This is a genomic window from Hoeflea sp., assembly GCF_039975035.1.
Classification (GTDB): domain Bacteria; phylum Pseudomonadota; class Alphaproteobacteria; order Rhizobiales; family Rhizobiaceae; genus Hoeflea.
Window position 1 is genome coordinate 1 of the sequence record NZ_JBDWHW010000014.1, and the last position, 21,489, is coordinate 21,489.

Annotated in this window: 18 protein-coding genes; 6 read left to right on the forward strand and 12 right to left on the reverse strand. The window is 60.9% G+C overall.

Annotated elements, in window-relative coordinates; genetic code table 11:
• The coding region (locus ABJN75_RS01150; RefSeq protein WP_348436064.1) for an alpha-amylase family glycosyl hydrolase at positions 1–243 on the reverse strand (243 nt) is incomplete at its 3' end.
• A 208-nt stretch (positions 244–451) separates the two neighbouring features.
• On the opposite strand from ABJN75_RS01150, the gene ABJN75_RS01155 reads away from it, so the two are divergent.
• Positions 452–2,440 carry an FAD-dependent oxidoreductase gene (locus tag ABJN75_RS01155; RefSeq protein WP_348436030.1) on the forward strand — a complete coding sequence of 663 codons (1,989 nt, stop codon included), beginning with the start codon at positions 452–454 and terminating at the stop codon, positions 2,438–2,440.
• Positions 2,441–2,449: 9 nt separating this feature from the next.
• Here ABJN75_RS01155 and rirA read toward each other — a convergent pair whose 3' ends face one another.
• Positions 2,450–2,911: an iron-responsive transcriptional regulator RirA gene (gene rirA, locus ABJN75_RS01160; protein WP_348436032.1), complete on the reverse strand. Its 462-nt coding sequence runs from the start codon at positions 2,909–2,911 to the stop codon at positions 2,450–2,452.
• 132 nt (positions 2,912–3,043) lie between these two features.
• On the opposite strand from rirA, the gene ABJN75_RS01165 reads away from it, so the two are divergent.
• Positions 3,044–4,225 (forward strand): serine hydrolase, encoded by a 1,182-nt coding sequence (locus tag ABJN75_RS01165; RefSeq protein WP_348436034.1) that lies wholly within the window; start codon positions 3,044–3,046, stop codon positions 4,223–4,225.
• Between the two features lie 7 nt (positions 4,226–4,232).
• On the opposite strand, the gene ABJN75_RS01170 is transcribed toward ABJN75_RS01165, so the two are convergent.
• The 5 genes from ABJN75_RS01170 to ABJN75_RS01190 all read right to left on the reverse strand — a co-directional run bounded on the left by ABJN75_RS01170 (position 4,233) and on the right by ABJN75_RS01190 (position 9,776).
• Entirely contained in the window at positions 4,233–5,387 is a 1,155-nt protein-coding gene (locus ABJN75_RS01170) for an Mrp/NBP35 family ATP-binding protein (RefSeq protein ID WP_348436036.1), read from the reverse strand.
• 96 nt (positions 5,388–5,483) lie between these two features.
• Complete coding sequence (locus ABJN75_RS01175) at positions 5,484–6,515, reverse strand: AbrB family transcriptional regulator (RefSeq protein ID WP_348436038.1); 1,032 nt, start codon at positions 6,513–6,515, stop codon at positions 5,484–5,486.
• A 212-nt stretch (positions 6,516–6,727) separates the two neighbouring features.
• Positions 6,728–8,263, reverse strand: coding sequence for a tripartite tricarboxylate transporter permease (locus tag ABJN75_RS01180; protein WP_348436040.1), 1,536 nt, complete (start codon positions 8,261–8,263; stop codon positions 6,728–6,730).
• Between the two features lie 9 nt (positions 8,264–8,272).
• On the reverse strand, positions 8,273–8,704 hold the full coding sequence (locus ABJN75_RS01185; protein ID WP_348436042.1) for a tripartite tricarboxylate transporter TctB family protein: 432 nt from the start codon (positions 8,702–8,704) through the stop codon (positions 8,273–8,275).
• 88 nt (positions 8,705–8,792) lie between these two features.
• Entirely contained in the window at positions 8,793–9,776 is a 984-nt protein-coding gene (locus ABJN75_RS01190) for a tripartite tricarboxylate transporter substrate-binding protein (RefSeq protein WP_348436044.1), read from the reverse strand.
• A gap of 115 nt (positions 9,777–9,891) precedes the next feature.
• Here ABJN75_RS01190 and ABJN75_RS01195 point away from each other — a divergent pair, with 115 nt between their 5' ends.
• The 3 genes from ABJN75_RS01195 to ABJN75_RS01205 are packed head-to-tail and all read left to right on the forward strand — an operon-like array spanning position 9,892 to position 13,075.
• On the forward strand, positions 9,892–10,578 hold the full coding sequence (locus ABJN75_RS01195) for a response regulator transcription factor (RefSeq protein WP_348436046.1): 687 nt from the start codon (positions 9,892–9,894) through the stop codon (positions 10,576–10,578).
• A complete protein-coding gene (locus ABJN75_RS01200; protein WP_348436048.1) occupies positions 10,575–12,002 on the forward strand; it encodes a sensor histidine kinase in 1,428 nt (475 codons plus the stop codon). The genes ABJN75_RS01195 and ABJN75_RS01200 overlap by 4 nt, the downstream gene beginning before the upstream one ends.
• Complete coding sequence (locus ABJN75_RS01205; protein WP_348436050.1) at positions 11,999–13,075, forward strand: ABC transporter substrate-binding protein; 1,077 nt, start codon at positions 11,999–12,001, stop codon at positions 13,073–13,075. Before ABJN75_RS01200 ends, ABJN75_RS01205 begins: the two co-directional genes overlap by 4 nt.
• 189 nt (positions 13,076–13,264) lie before the next feature.
• On the opposite strand, the gene ABJN75_RS01210 is transcribed toward ABJN75_RS01205, so the two are convergent.
• From ABJN75_RS01210 to ABJN75_RS01220, 3 genes are all read right to left on the reverse strand, one after another.
• The gene (locus tag ABJN75_RS01210; RefSeq protein ID WP_348436052.1) at positions 13,265–15,448 is read right to left on the reverse strand and encodes an esterase-like activity of phytase family protein; all 2,184 of its coding nucleotides are present in this window, start codon (positions 15,446–15,448) and stop codon (positions 13,265–13,267) included.
• A 138-nt stretch (positions 15,449–15,586) separates the two neighbouring features.
• Positions 15,587–16,603, reverse strand: a complete 1,017-nt coding sequence (locus ABJN75_RS01215) for a glycosyltransferase family 1 protein (protein ID WP_348436054.1) — start codon at positions 16,601–16,603, stop codon at positions 15,587–15,589.
• Between the two features lie 141 nt (positions 16,604–16,744).
• The gene (locus tag ABJN75_RS01220; RefSeq protein ID WP_348436056.1) at positions 16,745–19,054 is read right to left on the reverse strand and encodes a cytochrome P450/oxidoreductase; all 2,310 of its coding nucleotides are present in this window, start codon (positions 19,052–19,054) and stop codon (positions 16,745–16,747) included.
• Between the two features lie 121 nt (positions 19,055–19,175).
• Between ABJN75_RS01220 and ABJN75_RS01225 the strand changes: the two genes are divergently transcribed.
• Entirely contained in the window at positions 19,176–19,850 is a 675-nt protein-coding gene (locus ABJN75_RS01225) for a helix-turn-helix domain-containing protein (protein WP_348436058.1), read from the forward strand.
• A 48-nt stretch (positions 19,851–19,898) separates the two neighbouring features.
• On the opposite strand, the gene ABJN75_RS01230 is transcribed toward ABJN75_RS01225, so the two are convergent.
• Both ABJN75_RS01230 and ABJN75_RS01235 read right to left on the reverse strand, forming a co-directional pair.
• Positions 19,899–21,044, reverse strand: coding sequence for a site-2 protease family protein (locus tag ABJN75_RS01230; RefSeq protein WP_348436060.1), 1,146 nt, complete (start codon positions 21,042–21,044; stop codon positions 19,899–19,901).
• A 113-nt stretch (positions 21,045–21,157) separates the two neighbouring features.
• Positions 21,158–21,489 (reverse strand): NAD-binding protein (locus tag ABJN75_RS01235; RefSeq protein ID WP_348436062.1); only part of this gene is annotated, 332 nt, incomplete at its 5' end.

Consider the following 21,489-nt stretch of genomic DNA (forward strand, 5'->3'; position numbering starts at 1 on the left):
ATCGCAATAATCCGACACGTCATAGCCGAAGTCCGCCATCGGCGAGCGGAAGAACGGCGACAACCAGATCGCATCGACACCCAGCGAGGCGATATGATCGAGCCGCCGGATGATGCCGGCAATATCGCCAATGCCGTCGCCCGACGTATCCTGATAGGACCGCGGATAGACCTGATAGATCACGCAACCGCGCCACCAGTCCCCGGATGCTGTCTTATTCACCGTTTGCTCCACTTCGGACATGCGCACCAACGGCATGATTGAGGGTTTCTAATCGTTTAAATTAGCGAGCTTTCGCGTACAAGCCCAGCGAAGCGAAATATGATGCAGGCGGGTTCGAACGCCGCAGACGGTTTCGCAATGAAGCCATCGCCTTTCGCAACCAATACAGTGCTGGACGCACCGCGTGCTAGCATGTTCATCTCGGCAGAAATCATGGGAGGCGAGATTGATGACCGCGCGCAGCTTCAACAAATTGTTCTCGCCCATTGACCTGCGTAGCCACACCTTGCGCAACCGTCTTGTTTTTGGCGCCCACACCACAAACATGGCTGTCGAGGGGCTGCCGACCGAACGCCACGCCGCCTACTATGCGGAGCGAGCCATGGGCGGTGCCGCAATGATTGTGGTCGAACCGATGCCGGTTCACCAGGCGGCGGTTCTGACGCGTGGCAATTTTCGTCACAGCGACGACGCCGTGATCCCGCACTTCCGCAAGGTTACAGAAGCGATCAAGACAAACGGCGCGGTTGCCATCCAGCAGCTTTATCATGTCGGCAGCCACGGCGATCAGGACAACGCCTTTCACCCGGCATGGTCACCCTCAGGCATGCCGAGCTACCACGACAGCGACGGCTCCCATGCCATGAGCGAGGCAGAGATCGAGGAAACCATCACCGGCTTCGTCGAAGCCGCACGGCGGTGCCGCGACGCCGGTTTCGATGGTGTTGAAGTCTGGGCCGCCTATCACGGTCTTGTCGATCAGTTCTGGACACCGTGGTCCAACAAGCGTGACGACAAATGGGGCGGCAGCCTGGAGAACCGGACCCGCTTTTCCCGCGAGATCATCACCCGTATCCGCAAGGCCTGCGGCGATGATTTCATCATCGGGCTGGCGGTCAACGACGAGCCGGATTTCGAGGTCGCCCTGCAGCGCGAGGCCATCAGCGAGATCATCGAGCGCCATGACCGGGAACAGATGATCGATTATGTCACCTGCGGCACGGGCAGCTATTTCGATTTCTACAAGCTGATGCCGACATTTATCTATCCGGAGAAGCTCGGTGCAGATCTGGCTGCCACGCTCAAGGGGGTGGTCAAGCATGCGCTGGTGACCGCGGAAAGCCATATCCGCACACCTGACAACGCCGAAACCGTGCTTGGCGAAGGACAGGCAGACCTGGTCTCGATCGTACGGGGGCAGATTGCCGACCCGCATCTTGCCAACAAAGCGCACCAGGGGCGGGCAGAAGACATCCGGGGCTGCCTGTCCTGCAACCAGATGTGCTGGGGCCGCCGCTCGAGAGACTACTGGATTTCCTGTGTGGTCAATCCCTCGACCGGCCGCGAGGCCGAGTGGGGCGGTGACCGGTTTGCACCCGCCGCACAGGCCAGATCAGTGCTGGTTGTTGGCGGAGGACCAGCCGGGCTGGAGGCGGCTCGCGTCAGCGCCGAACGTGGCCACCGCGTGGTGCTGGCGGAAGCTTCACCGCATTTGGGCGGTGCATATCGCCTGGCCGGCCTGCAACCCCGGCGAGGACAAATCATCGAACTGATCGAATGGTACGAGCGACAATTGACCATGCTCAGGGTCGAGATACGGCTCAACGCCTATATGGACGAAGACGATGTTGTGGCCGAGCAGGCAGACGAGGTGATTGTCGCAACCGGATCGCTGCCGCCTGACACCGGCTTCCAGAAAGCCATTCCCCACATCGAATCTCTGGACGGCATTGAAAATGCCAATGTCTATTCAGCCGAAGCCATCATGGCGCGGCAAGCACGGCCTGGCCATCGCGTTATCGTGCTTGATGAGGGCGGCAACTGGAAGGGATGCGGCACGGCTTGGAAGCTTGCCGAGGACGGCCATGACGTCACCATCATTACCCCGGATCCGCTTGTCGGCAAGGAACTGCAGCGCACGGCAGCCGATTTCCCGCTGCGCCGGACACTGGCCGGTCTGGGCGTGAAATTTGTCGTTGAAAGCGCCATCACCTACTGGTCCGGGACATCTGTTGCCGTGCAGTCATTCCTGGATGACAGCAAGACTGAAATCCTGGCCGACACGCTTGTTTTCGCCACCGCCAACATGGCCGAGGACAGTCTCGCTCTTGCCCTGCGCCAACGCGGTGTCGGTTTCAGGGAAATCGGCGACGGTGCTGCTCCGCGACAGGCGGCATACGCTATTTACGAGGGCCGGAAAACCGGCTTGGAATTGTAAGTTTTTGACTTACGCCGCTGGCGCGGCCGGCTGGTCCTCATCAAGGCCGAGCAGGAAGTTGATCGACGGTCGAGCCGTGACCAGGTCTTCGATCGAATAGCTCGACAGCACATCGAAAAAGGCTCCAAGAGCCTTTCTCAGCGCGCTGTTCAAAGCGCAGGAATCAATCAGCGGGCATTCGCTCGCATCATTTTCAAAACACTCTGCCATGGCAAAATTGTCTTCGGTCACCTTGACCACATCGAGCAGGGAAATCTTGCCCGCCGCCCGCCCGAGCCGGATACCGCCATTGCGCCCACGCACAGATTGGATCAATCCGGATTTGGTCAAAGGCTGCAGGATTTTGAACAGGAACAGTTCGGAAACCGAATAGGCCTTTGCGATGTCGCCAATGCGGCTCAATGGCGCGTCATTTGCTGCGCAATACATCAGTATCCGTACGGCATAATTGGTTTGGCGTGTTAGCCGCATTTTATCGCTCCGGTCCACAGGCTGCGCTTCCAATCGGAAGGCTTCCTAGTTTAGAATGCTTCCAGAAAAAGGAAACCCTTTCATTCAAGTTTTTATTGCGCCCCGCCGAAAGGGGTCAAAATGAGGAAAATCATGGCGCGCGTCACCGAATTTGAAACGATCAACGGTTTCCCGCGAGAGGGCATCGATCTCGCCAACTGGCGCACCCGTCCTTACAGCTTCTGGTCTTTTCGCAACGTTGTCGAGATGGTGCGCTCCGCCCGAATCAGGTCCGGCGATGGCGCAACGCTCCCCGAGCCGGTGGACAAACCCGAACTTCTGTCACGCCCGGTCCGATCGGACGCAGGTCCCAGCATCCATGAATTGCTGACACTGAGTGAAACTGACAGTTTCATTGTCTCCCGAAACGGGTCGATTGTCTGCGAATGGCATGCCCCCGGCGTCGACCGCGAAGATCCGCATCTTGTCTTCTCGATTTCCAAATCGATCACCGCGCTGGTGGCCGGCATCCTTGAAGATCAGGGCATTCTCGATCCGTCCGGCCCGGTCGGCATGCTGGTTCCCGAAACTGCTGACAGCGCCTATGCCGATGCGACGGTGCAGGATCTGCTGGATATGCGGGTCAGTCTCGATTTCGATGAATCCTATCTGTCCCAGGAAGCCTATGCCCGCTACCGGCGGGCCATGTCGTGGAATCCGCCATCCAGCGGCGGCAAGGACGAAGGCATGCTGTCCTTCCTGTGCGGCCTGCAAAAAGCTTCACACCCGCACGGCGGCATTCACGATTATCTTTCTCCCAACTCCGACATGCTCGGGATCGTGCTCGAGCGCGCGACGGGGGAGCGTTTCCCCGACCTTTGTTCCCGGCTCTTGTGGAAGCCGCTTGGCGCATCCGCCGACGCCTTCATCACGGTTGACCCGCACGGCGCGCCGCGCACCGCCGGCGGCGTCTCCTGCCGGCCGCACGACCTGCTGGCGATCGGCCAGATGCTGCTCAACGGCGGAACCGTAAACGGCCGCCGGATCGTGTCGCAGCGCTGGATCGATGACATGCAGCAAAACGGCGATGAAGAGGTCTGGGCGCGGGGCACCCAGGCCGACTTTCTCAAGACCGGCCGCTACCGCAACAACTGGTACCAGGTCGGCGGCGGCTCGAATGCGTTTCTCGCCGCCGGCATTCATGGTCAGTTCCTCTATTGCGATCCGGACACGGGCACGGTCATTGCCTGCACCTCATCGCAAAGCGAACCGCAAAGCGATGCGCTCGACCAGGGCTTGCTCGGGCTTTTCGCGATGCTGAGCAAAGAGCTCTGACCAGAGCCTATTCGAACACGATCTCAGGCATGGTTCGCGCACCGTCTCCGGAAAGTTCTTCCAGACGGGCGCGCACCCTGGCGGCGATCTCCAGATAGACCTTTGCGTGCGGCCCGTCGGGGGCCGTGGCCACAACCGGCAAGCCCGCATCCGAGGTCTCGCGGATCGGCATCGCCAGCGGCACTTCGCCCAGGAAAGGCACGCCAATCCGCGTCGCTTCGTCGCGCGCCCCACCATGGCCGAAAATATCATGCTGACCACCGCAATCGGGGCAGACGAAGTAGCTCATGTTCTCGACAATGCCCAACACCGGAACATTGACCTTGTTGAACATGTTGAGCCCCTTGCGTGCATCAATCAGCGCCAGGTCCTGCGGCGTGGAGACAATCACAGCACCGGCCAACGGCACGTTTTGCGCCATTGTCAGCTGGGCGTCGCCTGTGCCCGGCGGCATGTCGACAACCAACACGTCGAGTTCACCCCAGGCCACTTCGCGCAGCATCTGGTTGAGCGCCGACATCACCATCGGACCGCGCCAGATCATCGGCGTGTCTTCCTCGACGAGAAACCCCATCGACATGACCTTCAGGCCATAATTCTCCATCGGCTTGAGCATCCGGCCCTCAAGCTGCTCCGGCCGTCCGGAAATCCCCAACAGCCGCGGCATCGAAGGCCCGTAGATATCAGCGTCAAGCACACCCACCTTCAAGCCGGTGGCCTGAAGTCCGAGCGCCAGATTGACCGCCGTTGTGGATTTGCCCACACCGCCCTTGCCCGAGGCAACCGCGATGATCGTCGATATTCCCGGCACGCCGGTCTTGGCCCGGCCTTGCGGCTGGCCGGGTTGCCCGTGCGCATGCGAAGGGGCCGGCTTCGGCGGCGGCTGCCGTGAAGGCGCAGGCGCACTGCCGGGTTCACGGCTCGCCGTCAGCGCCACCATGGCGCCGTTGACGCCCGGAATGGTTTTTGTGGCGCGCTCGGCTGCCTCACGCAACGGCTCGAGCTCCTGCGCTCGCGCGGCGGGAACTGTCAGTGAAAAATAGACCTTCGCATCGGCGATGAAAATCTCGGAGACCAGCCCCAAATCAACAATATTGCCTTCAAGATCAGGCCCCTTGACCGATCTCAGCTTGGCCAGAACATCTTCTTTGGTAACACTCACATCGGACTCCGCAAATTGTCATTTCGGACACCCCCCACATAGTGCAGATGGCCTTGCAATAAAATGGCGTAAACAGGAAAAAGCGACCCAGCGGGATCAATCTCGCCGGCCCCGCAGCAGGAAAACCGGCACGATTACCGTCAGCATCAGCAATCGCGCCACATGATGGGATGCCACAAAGGTCGGATCGATGCCGAGGATCACCGACATCGCAGCCATGGTTTCAAGACCTCCCGGCGCAAATGCGATCAGAACGGCGATCAGCTCCATACCGGTGATCCAGTGGGCAAGGACGGCAAACACCCCAGCCAGAACGACGCCCAGCAAGGTCACCATGACCCCGGCGCTGAACGCCCGCCGCAGTTCCGGCCAGGTAATGCCTGAAAACCTCGATCCGATCAGTCCACCAAGGGAAATATAGGCCGCGGCAGCCAGCCAGAACCACATCACTCCGCTGACCAGCCCGGAGGCATGGGCAACAACCGAGACCAGCATTCCGCCAATCAGATAGGCAGCGGGAAGCCGAAGACGCTGCAACAGATAACCTGCGATCGCCGCGATGACGATCATGGCAAGCAATGGGCCTGGTGCCGTTTCAGCCGAACCCGTTGCTGCGTTCGGGGGTATTTGGCCGGTCAGCGTCACCGCAATGGGAACCAGGAGCGTCAATGCCAGAACGCGGATCGACTGAACGATGCTGACTGTCTGGAGATCCGCCTTCACGCCCTCTGTCAGACCCAGAACATAGCTCAGATGCCCCGGCGACGACGACAGGAAGGCTGTCGTCTGATCCATTGACCAGAACCGCACCAGCACTGCCCGCGTCACGAAAATGATCGCAAACAGGCTTGCCCCAAGCGACACAAGGGTTACCGGCCAGGTGCGCATCGCATCGAACACCTCCGGCGTGACACCCTGCCCGATTGTCAGACCGAGAATGACAAACACCGCATCGCGTCCCCGCTGCGGCAGTGCCGCGGTCCTGATTCCGGCCAACCCTGCAAGTGTCACCGCCATGGCCGGTCCGGTGAGAAACGGCGCCGGGAAGTGCAGAAGGAACGTGACACCGGCGCCCAGTACGGCAATCCCGAACGTGAACAATGGGGTCAGCCAGAAACTCTTCACCATCACCAAAACTCCTGCACCACTCCGAACCAGCCTTGAACTTCGCGCGAGGAATCACCTCCACCGGTGCAGAGCCTAATGCAGTTCGCGTACCAGCGGTCAGCAGTTTTCCGACAACGGCATTCAAAAAAGTTGTCTCGGTGCATGCCGCCCGAATCCGGCGACCGATGACACGCCTCGGCAACCCCGTTGGCGAAGCGCATCTTCGACGTGTGTCAATCCGGATCGGCTTCGCTGTCTGTCCGCGGATAGGTAGGCCTGAAGAAGCGCCCGGCGACAATCGGCAGGATGAAGCCGAAGAAGGCAAACAGCCACAGGCCGATGGAAAGCGGCGATGCAAGCAGCGCACTCCATTCACCATCCGAGATGGTCATGGCTCGCCGGAGATTGGCTTCCATCTGGTTGCCCAGAAGCACGCCCAGGATCACCGGCACCAGCGGCACGTCGAGCTTCCTGAGAAGCCAGCCGAGCACGCCAAAGAACACCATCACCATCAGATCGAATGTCGAACCGGAAATTCCGTAGATCCCGACAAACGAGATCATCGCCACGGCAGGCATCAGATAACGTGGCGGCACCAGCAGCACCCGCACGAACAGGCTGACCATCGGAATGTTCATGACCAGAAGCATGATATTGCCGATGAACAGGGCAGCGATCAGTCCCCAGACCACATCGGGATTGTTGGTGAACAGCAATGGCCCGGGCGTGATGTTGAGCGCCAGCAGCATTGCCAGCAAAACCGCGGTCGTGCCTGAGCCCGGCACCCCCAGCGCCAGCATCGGCACAAGCGCGCCGCCGGCTGCCGCGTTGTTTCCCGCTTCCGGCGCCGCCACTCCACGTGGATCGCCGGTGCCGAAGGTCTTGTCCTTGTCGACCAGCCGCTTTTCAACCGAATAGGAAATGAACGACCCAAGTGAAGCGCCCGCTCCCGGCAAAACGCCGGCAATGAAACCAAGCACTGTCGACCGGCCCATGGTGGGTATGGTCTGCTTGATCATCGACCAGGGCGGTGTCAGCCGTCCGAGCTTGACGCCGGATGCATCGCCGGTGGCTTTGGCGGTTCCGCGATGTTCGAGAAAGATGAAGACTTCCGACAGCGCGAACAGGCCGACAATAGCCACAAGGAAATCGATACCGTCGTAGAGATGGACTTCGCCGAACGAAAACCGCGGAACGCCGGTCTGGCCGTCAACGCCGATCATCGCGATGCCAAGCCCGAGACCGGCGGCAAGCGCGGCCTTGGCCTGGTTGCGGCTGGATATGCCGCCAAGTGTGGCAAAGGCGAGCGCGAACAGCGCGAAATACTCGGCCGGGCCGAACAGCAACGCCACCTTGACCAACTGCGGCGCCAGAAACACCAGTCCCCATGTGGCAAAGAATGCGCCAACAAACGAGGCAATGCCCGACAACGCCAGCGCTTCGCCCGCCATGCCCTTCTTGGCCATCGGGTACCCGTCAAGTGTCGTCATCAGTGCCGGTTCATCACCTGGAATGTTGAGCAGGATCGACGAGATGCGACCGCCATACATTGCACCGTAATAGACGCTGGTGAGCAGGATCAGCGCCGGCGTGGCCGGCAGCCCGAGCGTGAAGGCAAGCGGAATGAGAATGGCAACCCCGTTGGACGGGCCAAGTCCCGGAAGCGCGCCAATGATGGTGCCCAGAAAACAGCCGATCAGCGCGAGGCCCAGGTTCTGGAACGTCAGCGCGATGGAAAAACCGTCAGCAAGTGCGTTTAAAGTATCCATGACCCTACCTCAAAATCCCCATGGGCCGCGCGCAAGCGACAGACCCAGAATGAGATGGAAAACGACATAAATGCCGGTGGCGATAACAATCCCGGCGATCACGGCCTTGACCGGCGGTGTCCCCAACCGCCAGGACAGATAGCCGGAAGCAACGGCTGTGGAAGCGACAAACCCGGCAATCGGAAGCGCATAGGCATAAGCGATCATGACCGCGATGGTCAGCCCCACCTCGAACAGCCGGCTGAATTCCGGCCATTCCGGTTCGTCGTCAGGCTTGAAGAAGATCGCCAGACTGGAGAGACCGACAAGAACCCCGATGATGATCGGAAATATCTTCGGCCCGACCGGATCGGAAATGAAGCTTTCCTTGATCAGCGTCGCCTGCCAGATGAAAAATACAGCCAACAGAAGGCCCAGGCCTCCCAGTATCCGGTCGCTCATGGCGGCCTCCCCCTCTAAGCCTCGGCGAACAATGCCGAACGCGGAAAATCTCCGCCCGTCAGACGGGCGGAGACACAATCACTGAGCCTTACTGGATCAGCCCGATTTCCTTGGAGATGTCGGTGATCGATGCGACTGATTCAGCAACAAAGGCCTGGAACTCGGCGCCGCGAAGATTGAGCGGAGCCAGACCATTCTGGGCCATGATGTCCTTCCATTCGGCGCTGTCATAGACCTTGCCGATGGCATCGACCCAATAGTCATAGGCCTCGTCGGACATGCCGCCGGGCGCGTAAAATCCGCGCCAGTTGGCTCCGATCACATCGATGCCCTGCTCCCTGGCGGTGGGGAACGATGCGAAGTCGCCTTCGAGCCGTTCCGGCGCCAGCACGGCGATGACCTTGATGTCACCGGAATCGACAAAACCCTTGGCTTCCGAAGCATCGCCGGTAAAGGCCTGCACCGAGCCGCCCAACAACTGGGTGACCGCCTCGCCGCCGCCGTCAAAGGCGACATATTTGATGGTGCGGACATCGTCTATTCCGGCCTTCTTGGCCGCGATCAGAACCTTGAGGTGATCCCAGCCGCCAACAGCGGAACCGCCGGCGATCGAAACCGAAGTCGGGTCCTTCTTGATCATCTCCATCAGCTCGGGCAGCGTGTTGACGGGCGAATCCTTTGCAACGGCGACAATGCCGTAGTCGGCGCCGACCGAAGCTACCCAGCGAACCTGATCCATGGTGTTGCCCGGAAAAGCGCCCTGAGCCAGCCGCGTTGAGGTGGCCGAGGATGCGGCGACGATCAGGTTGTTGGCATCATTGCGCTTGTTGATGACTTCGGCGTAAGCCACGCCGCCACCGCCGCCAGCCATGTTGACGACCTGCATGGTACCCGGAACGACCTTGAGGTCCTGCAACGTCTTGCCGACCTGACGGCATGTGAAATCCCAGCCGCCGCCGGGATTGGCCGGTGCGATGCACTCGGTCGCCCCCGGATCGAAAGCGTGGGCGGCCGTTGCCAGGGAGACAACGGCAATAGCGGTCGCGGCGAGCCGCGTGACAAAATTCTTCATGATTTCCTCCACAATGAACAACCCGCCTTTCCTCAAAAGCGGTATGGTCGCTATGCTAGCGCAAGAAGCTGTCAATCAGCTGTCAGCTCGATGTTCGGAGACGGGGGGGTTGCCCATGCATTTTCTGGTCGTCGAAGACACCATTGACGTCGCCGAAGCCATCACCGACCGGCTGGGACGCGGCGGGCACGCCTGTGACCGCGCGGCAACGGTGGAGGACGCAAAACACTTTGCATCGGCATCCGCCTACGATCTGGTCATTCTCGACATCAATCTGCCCGACGGTTCGGGACTGGACTTCCTCAAATGGCTCAGGCAGCGCAAGGACACGGTTCCCGTCCTGGTGCTGACCGCGCGCCTGGCCGTGGATGACAAGATCGGCGCGCTCGATTTCGGTGCCGATGATTACATGGTCAAGCCTTTTGATCTGGGTGAACTGGAGGCCCGGGTACGGGCCATCGTGCGCAGGCGAACCGGTGAAGCAGGCTCAACGCTGTCGGCCGGAAATCTGGATTTCGACATGGCCACCCGCCAGGCGACTGTCGGCGGGGAGACCCTGCAACTCACTCCGCGCGAGCAATTGTTGCTGGAGATATTCCTGATCAACAAGGGCCGGGTGCTGGAGAAGGATGAGCTGGTCATGCGGCTGTTCGGCATGGATGCCGAAGCCGGACCGAACGCCATCGAGCTCTATGTCGGGCGGCTGCGCCGCAAACTGTCAGGCGCCGGGTTGGAGATCAGGACCCTGCGCGGCCTTGGCTATCAGGCGCAGGTCGCCAAACCGGACACGGTCACCAATTGAGCGTCCCGTTACCCTATCCCGCGGCCGGCCGCTCCCGCTCCATCGCCGGGCGGCTGACATTGCTGCTGACGCTGCTGCTGACCATTGCAGCCGCGGGAACGGCATTGGCAGCACTCAGCTATGGCCAGACGGCTGCCACCCGCGCGTTCGACCGCCTGCTGACCGGGGCCGCCCTGCAGATCGCCGAACGGATCAGCGTCGTGGAAGGTGAAACTGTCATCGACATTCCGCTGTCAGCCTTCGGCTTGCTGTCATTGGCGTCCGAGGACCGGATATTCTACCGGATTGACGGGCCCGGCGGCGAAACGCTGACCGGTGACGAGAGTTTTCCGCTGCCCGATGCTGCCGGCACCGCTGATGCGCCTTTGCTTTATGACACCGAATTTTCCGGCGAAGCGGTGCGCGCCATAAGCATGCAGCGCTTCCTGGCGGAACGCGCGGTACGTGGCCCGATTACCGTGATCGTGGCGCAAACCCTGCGCGCGCGCTCCGAACTCGCCCATGAAATCGTCACACGCGCCGTGATCGGCGTGGTGGTCGCCGGCGCCGTCACGCTGGCGCTGGCGCTGCTTGCCATGCATCTGGCGCTCAGTCCGTTGCGCCGGATCGAACGCGCCATTCTTGCCCGCAACCCCAAGGATCTGACACCTTTTTCCACGTCCACGCCGCGCGAGGTTGAAGCGCTGGTGGCTGCCATCAACCGTTTCATGGCGCGCCTAGACAAGCGTGTCGGCGCCATGCAGGACTTTGTCGCCGATGCGGCCCATCAGATGCGCACACCGATCACCGCGCTCAGGGCCCAGACAGAACTTGCCATGGAGGAAGACGATCCGCGCAAGCTCAAGGCTCTGCAACGGCGCATCCGTGACCGCGCGCTGGGGGTCAGCCGCCTGACGGATCAGTTGTTGTCGCACGCCCTTGTCACGCACCGGGCCGATTCAGCCACCCTGGAACGCATCGATCTCAGGCGTGTGGCGGTGGAGGCCGAACGCGAGGCCCGAAGGACCGGTGGGGCGGAAGCAATAGAACTTGATTTGCCAGCCGACCCGGTGATGGTGGTTGGAGATGGCTTCAGCCTGCGGGAGGCGGCGCGCAATCTGATCACCAATGCGCTTGCGCATGGCAAACCGCCAGTCATTCTGCGCGTCAGCATAACCGCGGACGGCAAGGCATTGATCGCCGCGCATGACCAGGGTGCCGGCATGAATCCGGGACAGCTGCAACGCATCGGCGAGCGCTTTGCCCACGACGCCTCCAACCCGCAAAGCGCCGGACTTGGTCTGGCGATCGTGGCGGAGGTCGCCGAGTTCCATCAGGGCTGCATCCAGACCCGGACCAACAACGGTGACGGTTTCATGGTCGGTATCGCATTGCCGCTCGCCGCACACATTCCGGCATCCGCCGGCGAAGGCAACACCGCATGATCCGCACTTCCATCGCTTTGGCAACATTCATCGCCGCAACCGGGGGCCTGACCGCATTCGCCGGCGCGGTCGAGACCACCACCCGGTTTGAGGCCCAGGGCAGTCAGTCCGGCAGTCTTGTTATCGCCAGCGTCACCGATCTTGATTTCATGCAACCGCTGATTTCCGCCTTTCAGCAGAGCAATCCCGGCGTTTCGGTCACCTATATCGAAGACACATCCAACAGTCTCGACGCCAGCGTCTCACGCACCTGCGCTGATCGGAGCTTCTTCGCCGATCTGGTGATCTCCTCGTCAATCGCCCAGCAGGTCCGGCTGGTCAATGGCGGCTGCGCCCGCGAGATTGGCAGCCCTGTGCTCGCCAACCTGCCCGACTGGGCGCAATGGCGCGGAGAACTGATCGGCCTGACCTATGAACCCGCGGTCATGGTCTACAACAAGGCGGCTTTTGCAGCCGATGGTCCGCCGCGCAGCCGCTTTGACCTGATCGACATGATGCGCCAGTCGGACAGGCTCAGCGGGCGCATCGCCACCTATGATATCGAGGAATCCGGCGTCGGCTACCTCTTCGCCTTTCAGGATTCAACCGAAGCCAGCACCTGGGGCCGGTTGATCGAGGGTTTCGGACGCAACAGCGTCGCCACCTTCTGCTGCAGCTCCGAGGTCATCGACCGGGTCGCCGATGGGCGCGCCTATGTCGGCTACAATGTGCTGGGATCCTATGCGCAGTCACGCGCGGAAAAAGATCCCCGTATCGGCGTTATCCTGCCCACTGACTATACGCTGGTGCTGGCGCGCGCAGGATATATTCCACGCGAAGCCCGTGACGCCGGCGCCGCCCGCGCCTTTTTGGAACTCGCGCTGTCACCGGCGGGGCGGGCAATTCTGGATGGCGAGACCCGCCTGCTCACTCCGCTCAGCGGGCCAGATGCCCTGGCGCGGCTGGGCGGAGGTGAAGCGCCGGCTCTCAGACCCATCCCTCTGTCGCCGGCGCTCCTGGTCTCGCTTGACCGTGCCAAGCGGGCGCGGTTTCTGTCGCAATGGCGCAAATCCGTGACCCTGCCGAGCCCGTGAAGCAAAATCGCCCGCTCTCCGCTTCGCCGCAACGCAAACAGCCGGGCAGGGAAAACCCCGCCCGGCCGCTGTCCTGCGCAACACCCTGAATCGGACCTTGTCCAGGATATGGCGCAGCAATCCGGAAGCGTAACAGCGCCGTCCAATTGATCAAACTGCCCGGCGCTGCTGTGCCAAACTGTCTCGGTGTCAGTTGGAAACCGAAGCGATCCCGCCAATCGTGAAGAACAGGGTTTCGCCCGAGCTGTCGTCAACACCATCATTGTCGGTGACCACATAGGCCCCGCCATCAGCGTCGATGGCCAGACCTTCAACCTTGTCGACCACATAACCGTTGAGTGCCTTGAGGTCGGGCAACAGGTCGCGAACCTCTTCCTTGGCAACCAGCGGGAGTTCGCCGCCAAGCGCCGCAGGCACCATCTGGCTCATCGCCACGCGATAGATCTTCTTGATTGCCGCCAACTCGCCGATCTGGTTGTCGCGCTCGATGATGTATGCGTAGCCGTCATGGATCTCGATGTCGGACAGACCAACCCAGCCCTTGCCTGCAGGGTCATCGAGCTTGTAGCGCACTGCGCCCCATTCCTCGCTCTCGACATTGTAGGCAACAAGCTTGACTTCACCCTTGGCGTCATCCTTCCAGGACCGTTGTACCGGCATCCACAGCACGTCGCCATCGCGGGCAATGCCTTCGAAGCCGAAGCGAATTTCCTGTGCCTGCAATTCGGCAGGAATACCGATTTCCTTCTTGATCACCCCCTTGGCGTTGACGTTGTAAAGCGCATGCGGGATCAGCTTGTCGGTGCGACCTTCCGACGCCAGCCAGAAGCCACCCTTGCCATCCAGCGTAACGCCTTCGATATCGAGCTTCTGGGCCGGAGCACCGCCGCGGGTGATGTCGAGTGCAGAGGTGATGCGCGCCGGGGACTGGCTCGCATCGATGGTGAAGATTCGTGGCTGATAGCCGTAGAAACTGTCATTGATTGCATAAAGTGTTCCGGCCTTTTCAGGATCGGAGGCGAGACCTGACAGTGCACCCCAACCGATCAGGCTGTCGGCGCCTTGCGAGGTGATCTGCGGATAGGCGGCAGGCGCATCCTGCTGCTCATAGACCATCACATGGCTGCGCACGCCGCCGTCTTCGATCAGGTCGGCCTCATTGGCTGTCACCATCAGATTGCGCGACGGCACCGCCACAATGCCTTCAGGCGCAATGCCCGACGGCAGAATTTGCTTGAGAACCGGATTTGCCAAATCGCTCACGTCATAAACGCCGATCACCGAAGCGCGCTCGGCGCCGACAAAGACATAGGGCACGCCATTGAACGTGCCGACCTCGATCGATTCAGGCTCAACACCTTTGGCGTCGGAACGCTTGTCCGGGTAATGCCCGGCTTCAATGATCGCATATTCGAAGGACACGCCCGAATCGTAGACCACGGTGCCGTCCTTGTTGAAGATGGTCCAGCCGCGCGATCCGCCTTCATAGTCGCCTTCATTGGCAATCGCGAAGTGTTCATCGTCGATCCACTTCACCGCATCCGGCTCGCGCTTGCGATCAGCCTGTGTCCCGGTGAACAGAAGTGCTGCGCGTTCGTCGGTAAGGTCGACATTTTCCAGCGTCACCGCACCTGCGGAGAAATGCGAGATTACCTTGCCATCGCGGCCGATCACCACGAGGTGGTTGTTTTCCTGCAATGTCAGGACGGTTTCGCCCAGGTCATTGATATCGACGAATTCCGGCTCGGGATCTTCTGGTGCGATTTCGGCAAGGCCGGTCACGTCGGTGAACCGCAGACTGCCGCAATCGGCAGCGCCGTCCTTGACGTCGATCATTGCCAGTTGCCCGGCCGGCATTTGCGGTAGGACGCCGTCATCGAGGTCTTCGTCGCGTTCATTCTCGATAGCGATCACCAGGAACGAACCATCCTTGGCCTTGGCGATTGAATCCGGCTGGCCGCCGAGTTCGCACTCGGCAACCACGGCTTTGCTGTCGATATCGACGGTTACCAGCTTGCCGCCGACAGTGACATAATCCTTGGATGTGTTGACGGCGACGAATGCGTTGGTGCCGATGACCGTCGTCGATGTCGGTTCGCCGTCCATTTCGACAAACCCCAGCGGCTTGGGATGGGCAGCGTCCGAAATGTCAATGAGACCAACAACACCCAGCGGACTGTCGGTATAGACAAGACGCATGCCGTCCTCCGTCGCGGCGATGATTTCTGATGAACTCTCGCGACTCTGATCTTCACCTGCCGCCATATTTGCCGGCGTGGCGAAGGAAGAGATACGGTTGAAGTTCAAATCCGCAGCGCTTGCCGAAGCGGCAATCAAGGCAAGGACGGAGGTGAAACTGAGCAGTCGCGACATGAGGCAATCTCCCGGGTTTGAATTCCGGTGATGTCGCATGGGCACGATTGCAGCAGCATGACAAAGGGATGACGGTTTTATGAAAGCCGGCCTTGCCGGCTCCCCCGATCGCTTGCAGCATATCACCCGTCTCCGGGATCAGCCGGCCTGGTTCACACCATAACTCTGGTAGGTCGCGTCCATGAACTGCCGGGCACAGGCTGACCAGGAAAAATCCATGGCGCGGGCACGGGCAATGTCCTTGGAGACATCAAGACAGGCGAGGGTTGCCTTGCGCAGGTCCTGATCCACAACGCCCGCACCGCTGTCACCCAGAATGTCCAAGGGACCGCTGACCGGATAAGCCGCGAACGGTACCCCGGACGCCAGGGCCTCAAGCAACACCAGACCGAAAGTGTCTGTCAGCGAGGGAAACACGAAGACGTCGCCCATGGCATAGAGCGCCGCCAGCTCAGCCCCGGACTTGGCGCCGGTGAACGTGACTTCGGGATAGCGCGTCCGGAACTCCTCGAGCATCGGTCCGTCGCCAACCACCAGCTTGCTGCCGGGCAGGTCCATGGCAAGGAAGGTCTCGACATTCTTCTCCACCGCTATCCGGCCCACATGCAGGAACACCGGCCTGCGCAGATCCAGTGGCGCGGGATAGCCCGGGCGGTACAGCCCCGTATCGACCCCACGTGACCAGATGTGAAGATTGCGAAACCCCTTCGTCTCAAGCTCGCAGCGCAGGCTCTCCGTCACCACAAAGCAACCGCGTCCGGCATTGTGGAACCAGCGCATGAACCCATAGAGCCAGCGTTCCGGGATCGGGTAACGTGCCGAGACATATTCGGGAAAGCGGGTGTGATAACTCGTGGTGAAGCCGTTGCGTTTGAGCGCTGCCCGGCGTGCCAGCAGACCCAGAGGGCCTTCCGTCGCGATCTGGATAAAGTCAGGGTTTGAGTCCGCGATGCGGCGCGACACCCTCCAGGGCGTTGCCAGCGCCAGCCTTATCTCGGGATAGCCCGGCAAGGGCACGGTGCGGAATTCGGCCGGAGAAAGAACATCGACCTCGACCCCGAGCGGCTCGAGGTCGCGGACAAGGTTCTCGATTGAGCGCACCACTCCATTGATCTGCGGACGCCAGGCATCGGTAACAATGAGCAATTTGGGCATTAACCGGTCCGTCTGCCGATCTGGCCAGGTTCAGTCGTCCCCCACCTGATAGCCGCGCAAGGCAAAACGATCAACTAAGGCGTGGATCCGTCCGACGGGCAAGCAATCTTCCGGTCAACACATTATCGCGCGCAAGACGAATTACAGCGCCAACCGCAGCTTTGCGCCGGCAGCGCGTGAACAACAGGCCATCATCCGTTCGCCTTGGGCCTTCTCGGCTGAAGACAAGACCTTGTCGCGATGATCGATTGCGCCTTCAAGCACTCCGACCTCGCAACTGCCGCAAAGCCCCTCCTCGCAATCGCTGGGCACATCAATTCCCGCCGCGCGCACGGTTTCGAGCAGGGTGTGTCCGGCAGCCACCGTCAGCGTCAGGTCCGAATCCTCCAGCTCAACCTCGAATGCGGTGTCGTCAGCATGGGCACCACCCGCGGTATCGGCGTTGAATGCCTCGCATTTGAACGCGCCTTCCGGCATCCGTTCACAAAGGCCCGACAGGTCATCAAGCAGGCTCTGCGGACCACAGGCGTGGACCCGCATGCCTTCAGTCCAGTCCCCCACGATCTGCGCCGGATCGGCGCGGCTGCCCTCTGCCGAGACATGCAGGACGAGCCGGTCACCGTGATCGCCAGCGAGACGATCAGCAAAGGCCATGGCATCGCGGCGGCGGCCGCAATAATGCACCACGTAATCACACCCCAGCGCCTTGAGCCGGTCCGCCATCGCCACGATCGGTGTGATGCCGATCCCTCCGGCAATGAGGATGTGCCGGTCCGCCTGTTCCTCAAGCCGGAAATAGTTCTTCGGGCCCCGTATTCGCACCAGCATCCCGGCGCTCAACTGTTCATGGATGAACCGGGAACCGCCGCGGCCATCATCCTCGCGGAGAACGGCAATCGTGTAGCCTTGATCAGAAGCATGGCCGCACAAGGAGTATTTGCGCGTGAACTCCCCCAGCACGAGGTCGATATGGGCGCCGGGTGTCCAGGCCGGAAGCGGCAGGCCATCGGGATCTTCAAGCCTCAACAGCTTGACGCCGGTGGCCACATCCCTGATTTCCGCAATCCGTACGCTGCGGGCGATCTCCTTGCTCGATGGAGCTCCGACGGGAAAAGAAACCGCCTGCCCGATGATCGATGGGTCGGACCGCTCCGGATTTTGTGTCGCGTCCCATTCAACCAGAAGCTTGTCCGGTCCGCGAAACGCCAGGCTCGGCAGATAGCTGAACTGCTGATCTTCGACCAGTCGCATATGCGGCAACCGCCGGCTCAGTTCCTCGATAAAGATGCGCATCTCCAGCCGGGCGAAATTCTTGCCCATGCACTGGTGGCTGCCATAGCCGAAGGTCAAATGCTCGCTTGCGCTGTCGCGGTAGATATCGAGGAAGTCACCGTTCTCGAAGTGCCGCGTGTCATGATTGGCCGACGCGCTGACGATCAGCAGCTTGGCATCCTTGGGGATTGCAACACCGGCAATCTCGGTGTCCCGCGTTGCCTGCCGCCGCCAGGCAACGACAGAGCCTTCCAGCCGCAGGCATTCCTCCACCGCGTTCGGGATAAGCGCGGGATCCTTGCAGATCCGGTCCCAGACCAGACGATTGGACAACAACAGCTTGAGCGCGTTGCTGCTGGCCAGAGCCGTGGTTTCATGTGCCGCGACGATGATCGCCATCATCATCGAGTGCAGATAGGAATCGGTGACGATGTCGGGAACTTCGGCATTCTTGCGAATGGCGTAATGCATCCAGCCCGTGCCATCGGGCTCGGTGCGCATCTTGTCGAGTACCTGCCCGGCAAACTGCCAGAACCGGCCGACGGAATCGGCAACCTTGACTTGCTGTTCCGGCGTCGGCTTGCCCCAGGTGTTGACGGTGTGGGCAACGGAGAACTCCTTGAGAGTGTCCATGTCTTCCTTGGGCACGCCGAGAAAGTGCAGCGCCACCGTCAGCGGAATTTCCCACAGCATCGCCTCGACCAGATCAACCCGGCCGCTGTCGATGAACCCGTCGACCTTCTCGCGTGTCAGGGTGCGGATCATCGCTTCCTTCCCGGCCAGATTGGCAGGCAGGAAATGATCCATCAGCGCCCGGCGGCGCTCCATGTGTGCCGGTTCGTCCTCGTTCACCAGGGTGCGGTTCATGGCGTAATTGTAGCGTTTGAGCGTCGCGACTGCTTCCGCGCTCGGCGGCACCACGCGCTCCAGTGCAATCGACGGCGAGAAGGTGATGTTGTCGCGGAACACCGCCTTGACGTCCTCATACCGGGTGACGACCCAGTAACCCAGCTGCGGGCTGTAAAACACCGGCTCCTGCTCGCGCGACCATTTCAGGGCGTCGGCCGGGTTGGCCAGATAGCTTGCGGCAAACGGATCGAATGCCGCGGCCTGCGGTGAAACCGGACAGCCGCTCGCGCCGGCATGCGTGGGGCAACCCTGAGCCTTCTCTTCCGTCATCGGCACCACTCCTATCCGAACTGAACCCATCTTATAGATTTACTAATAACGCACAGTATGTTCTATATTTGTAATACCGAAGCAACTGATCGTCAATCCGAACCCCTCTCACGGGATTTTCATGAGCACATTGCAGACCCTCTCGCGCGGCATCCAGGTAGTGGAAATCGTCTCCCGCTCGGTCTCGGGCGTGTCGATTGCCGAGATCGCCCGGGCGCTCGGCGTGCATCGGGCCATCGCCTACCGGCTGGTCGCGACACTCGAGGAGCATTTCCTTGTGGTCCGCGACGGCGAAGGTCGGATCCGCCTCGGCGGCGGCATTGTCGCTTTGGGCGAGAAATATCAGCCGCAATTGCGCGCTGCAGCCCTGCCCGTCTTGCGCGCGCTTGCCGAAGACAGCGGCGCGACCGCATTCCTGTGCGTCGCGCACGCCGATGAATGCGCCGTCATCGAGGTTGCGGAGCCGGAACTGCCCATGCTCAAGGTGTCCTACAAGGTCGGGTCCCGGCATCCGGTTTCGAAGGGCGCGGCCGGCATTGCCATCGCCATGCAGAGGCCATCGCAAAACCGGGATTCCCTGGAGCTGCAACACGCAAGGCGTGATGGCTACGCCGTGACCCGTGGCGAGTTGCAGGAGGGCGCGATCGGCATTGCGGCGCCGCTGGCGCGCCCGGGTCGGTCCGGGTCAGGTGCCGAGGCCTGCATCGGCGTTGTCGCAATGCATTCGCTCGACACTGAAAAGGCCGTTACCGCGCTCATCCGTCATCGCGACCGGCTGCTCGCCGCCATCGGCTGAAGCCACCTGTGACGTTGAGTTGCTGGGGCAAACAGCCTCCGCAACCAATCAGACATCCGCCTTCCGTGGAAGGCCTATCTCCTGCTCGAGCGCCAGATGATGCATCAGGTCGGACAGCGAGATCACGCCCAGCAGCCGGTCCCCTTGAGCGACCATGAGCTTGCGGCGTGGATGGGCCGCCAGAAGCCTAAACACTTCGTTGAGCGGAGTGGTTGGCAGAACCGTGGTGTCCGGTCCCGAAGCCACCATGATCTCGGAAACACGCCGTCCCGCCCAGTCCTGTCTGGTGATCGAGCGCGCCGCGGCTGTATCGACATAGCCCAGCAACCGCTCGTCCGACACAACAGGAACGAAGCTCACACCATGGCGCAGCATGACATCGTCAACCAGATCCGCAATCGATGCCTCAGCGTCGACGGTATGAATCCGTTCGCTCATCAGGCTTTCAGCCGTCTTGCCACGCAATGCCGTCTTGACCAGCAGATTCTGATAGCTGCCGTTGGACGCATTGAGGATGAAGAAGCCGATCAGGATCTGCCAGAAACCGCCAATTCCGCCACCGGCGAAAACCGCAAAGGCTCCGGTCAGCATCAGGAAAAGCCCAAAGGCCGAGCCGATGCGGCTGGAAATGCGTGTGGCCCGAAGCAAATCCCTGGTTACGCCCCAGATCAGAGCCCTGAGAACCCGGCCACCGTCCAGCGGAAATGCCGGAATCAGGTTAAACACCGCCAGCACCAGATTGATCAGCGCCAGATAGCCGAACACCGCTGCTGTCAGGCCGATTCCGGCACCGCTGGCCGTCAGGTTTGACAGGCCATAAAACAGCGCGGCCAGGAACAGGCTCATCAGCGGACCGGCGATGGCGATCTGGAATTCGGACTTCGGATCGTGCGGTTCTTCCTCAAGTTCCGCGACACCGCCAAAGATGAACAGCGTGATCCCGCCGACCTTCAGACCGTAGGACCGCGCCACCAGCGAGTGCGACAACTCATGCAGGATCAGCGAGGCGAACATGCCGAGCATCGCGATGATGCCAAGGACTGTGTAAAGCGTGGCTGACTGCCCCGGCAGCACGTCCGGAAAATACGACGTCGACAGGCTCCAGACGATCAGCGCGGCAATCAGCAGCCAGCTCGGATCAACCTTGAGCTTGAAGCCGAATATCTCGAAAAGTTGGACAGCATTCTTGAACATGACATCTCCGGACACCTGAAACAGCCAGCACATGATGCAACACGTGGCGACCAACAGTATTGATCGACATCATGTCGGCAACACGTTCCGGAAGATGTGAGTTTCAAATTTGCCTATTCAAGTCTTGCCGGAAAGCCCGGCGCGCGCAGATTAGTCTCGAGCACATCCTCCAGCAGCTTGACGATCTGGGTCGACTGCGCTTCCCCGCCATAGGCCGCCTTGCCGCGCACGAAGGTCTGGTTGGTCAGTCCCGCCAGATCCATCGGCACGCCGAATTCACGTCCGAAATTCATCGCAAAACCTAGATCCTTCAGCGCCAGATCCATGTTGAAGGCCACATCGTAACTGCCGTTGAGAATAAGCTGTCCCTCGGTCTCGTGCACGAAACTCGAGCCGGAGCTGGCGGCAATCGCTTCCCACGCGGTCTTCAGGTCGAGCCCGCCAC

Excerpts from the sequence above, each read along its gene's own strand:
- ABJN75_RS01190 (WP_348436044.1), bottom strand. The coding sequence starts at position 9,776 with ATGAAGAATTTTGTCACGCGGCTCGCCGCGACCGCTATTGCCGTTGTC.
- ABJN75_RS01155 (WP_348436030.1), top strand. The coding sequence starts at position 452 with ATGACCGCGCGCAGCTTCAACAAATTGTTCTCGCCCATTGACCTGCGT.
- ABJN75_RS01165 (WP_348436034.1), top strand. The coding sequence starts at position 3,044 with ATGGCGCGCGTCACCGAATTTGAAACGATCAACGGTTTCCCGCGAGAG.
- ABJN75_RS01225 (WP_348436058.1), top strand. The coding sequence starts at position 19,176 with ATGAGCACATTGCAGACCCTCTCGCGCGGCATCCAGGTAGTGGAAATC.
- ABJN75_RS01195 (WP_348436046.1), top strand. The coding sequence starts at position 9,892 with ATGCATTTTCTGGTCGTCGAAGACACCATTGACGTCGCCGAAGCCATC.
- ABJN75_RS01180 (WP_348436040.1), bottom strand. The coding sequence starts at position 8,263 with ATGGATACTTTAAACGCACTTGCTGACGGTTTTTCCATCGCGCTGACG.
- ABJN75_RS01230 (WP_348436060.1), bottom strand. The coding sequence starts at position 21,044 with ATGTTCAAGAATGCTGTCCAACTTTTCGAGATATTCGGCTTCAAGCTC.
- ABJN75_RS01215 (WP_348436054.1), bottom strand. The coding sequence starts at position 16,603 with ATGCCCAAATTGCTCATTGTTACCGATGCCTGGCGTCCGCAGATCAAT.
- rirA (WP_348436032.1), bottom strand. The coding sequence starts at position 2,911 with ATGCGGCTAACACGCCAAACCAATTATGCCGTACGGATACTGATGTAT.
- ABJN75_RS01220 (WP_348436056.1), bottom strand. The coding sequence starts at position 19,054 with ATGACGGAAGAGAAGGCTCAGGGTTGCCCCACGCATGCCGGCGCGAGC.
- ABJN75_RS01205 (WP_348436050.1), top strand. The coding sequence starts at position 11,999 with ATGATCCGCACTTCCATCGCTTTGGCAACATTCATCGCCGCAACCGGG.
- ABJN75_RS01185 (WP_348436042.1), bottom strand. The coding sequence starts at position 8,704 with ATGAGCGACCGGATACTGGGAGGCCTGGGCCTTCTGTTGGCTGTATTT.
- ABJN75_RS01210 (WP_348436052.1), bottom strand. The coding sequence starts at position 15,448 with ATGTCGCGACTGCTCAGTTTCACCTCCGTCCTTGCCTTGATTGCCGCT.
- ABJN75_RS01175 (WP_348436038.1), bottom strand. The coding sequence starts at position 6,515 with ATGGTGAAGAGTTTCTGGCTGACCCCATTGTTCACGTTCGGGATTGCC.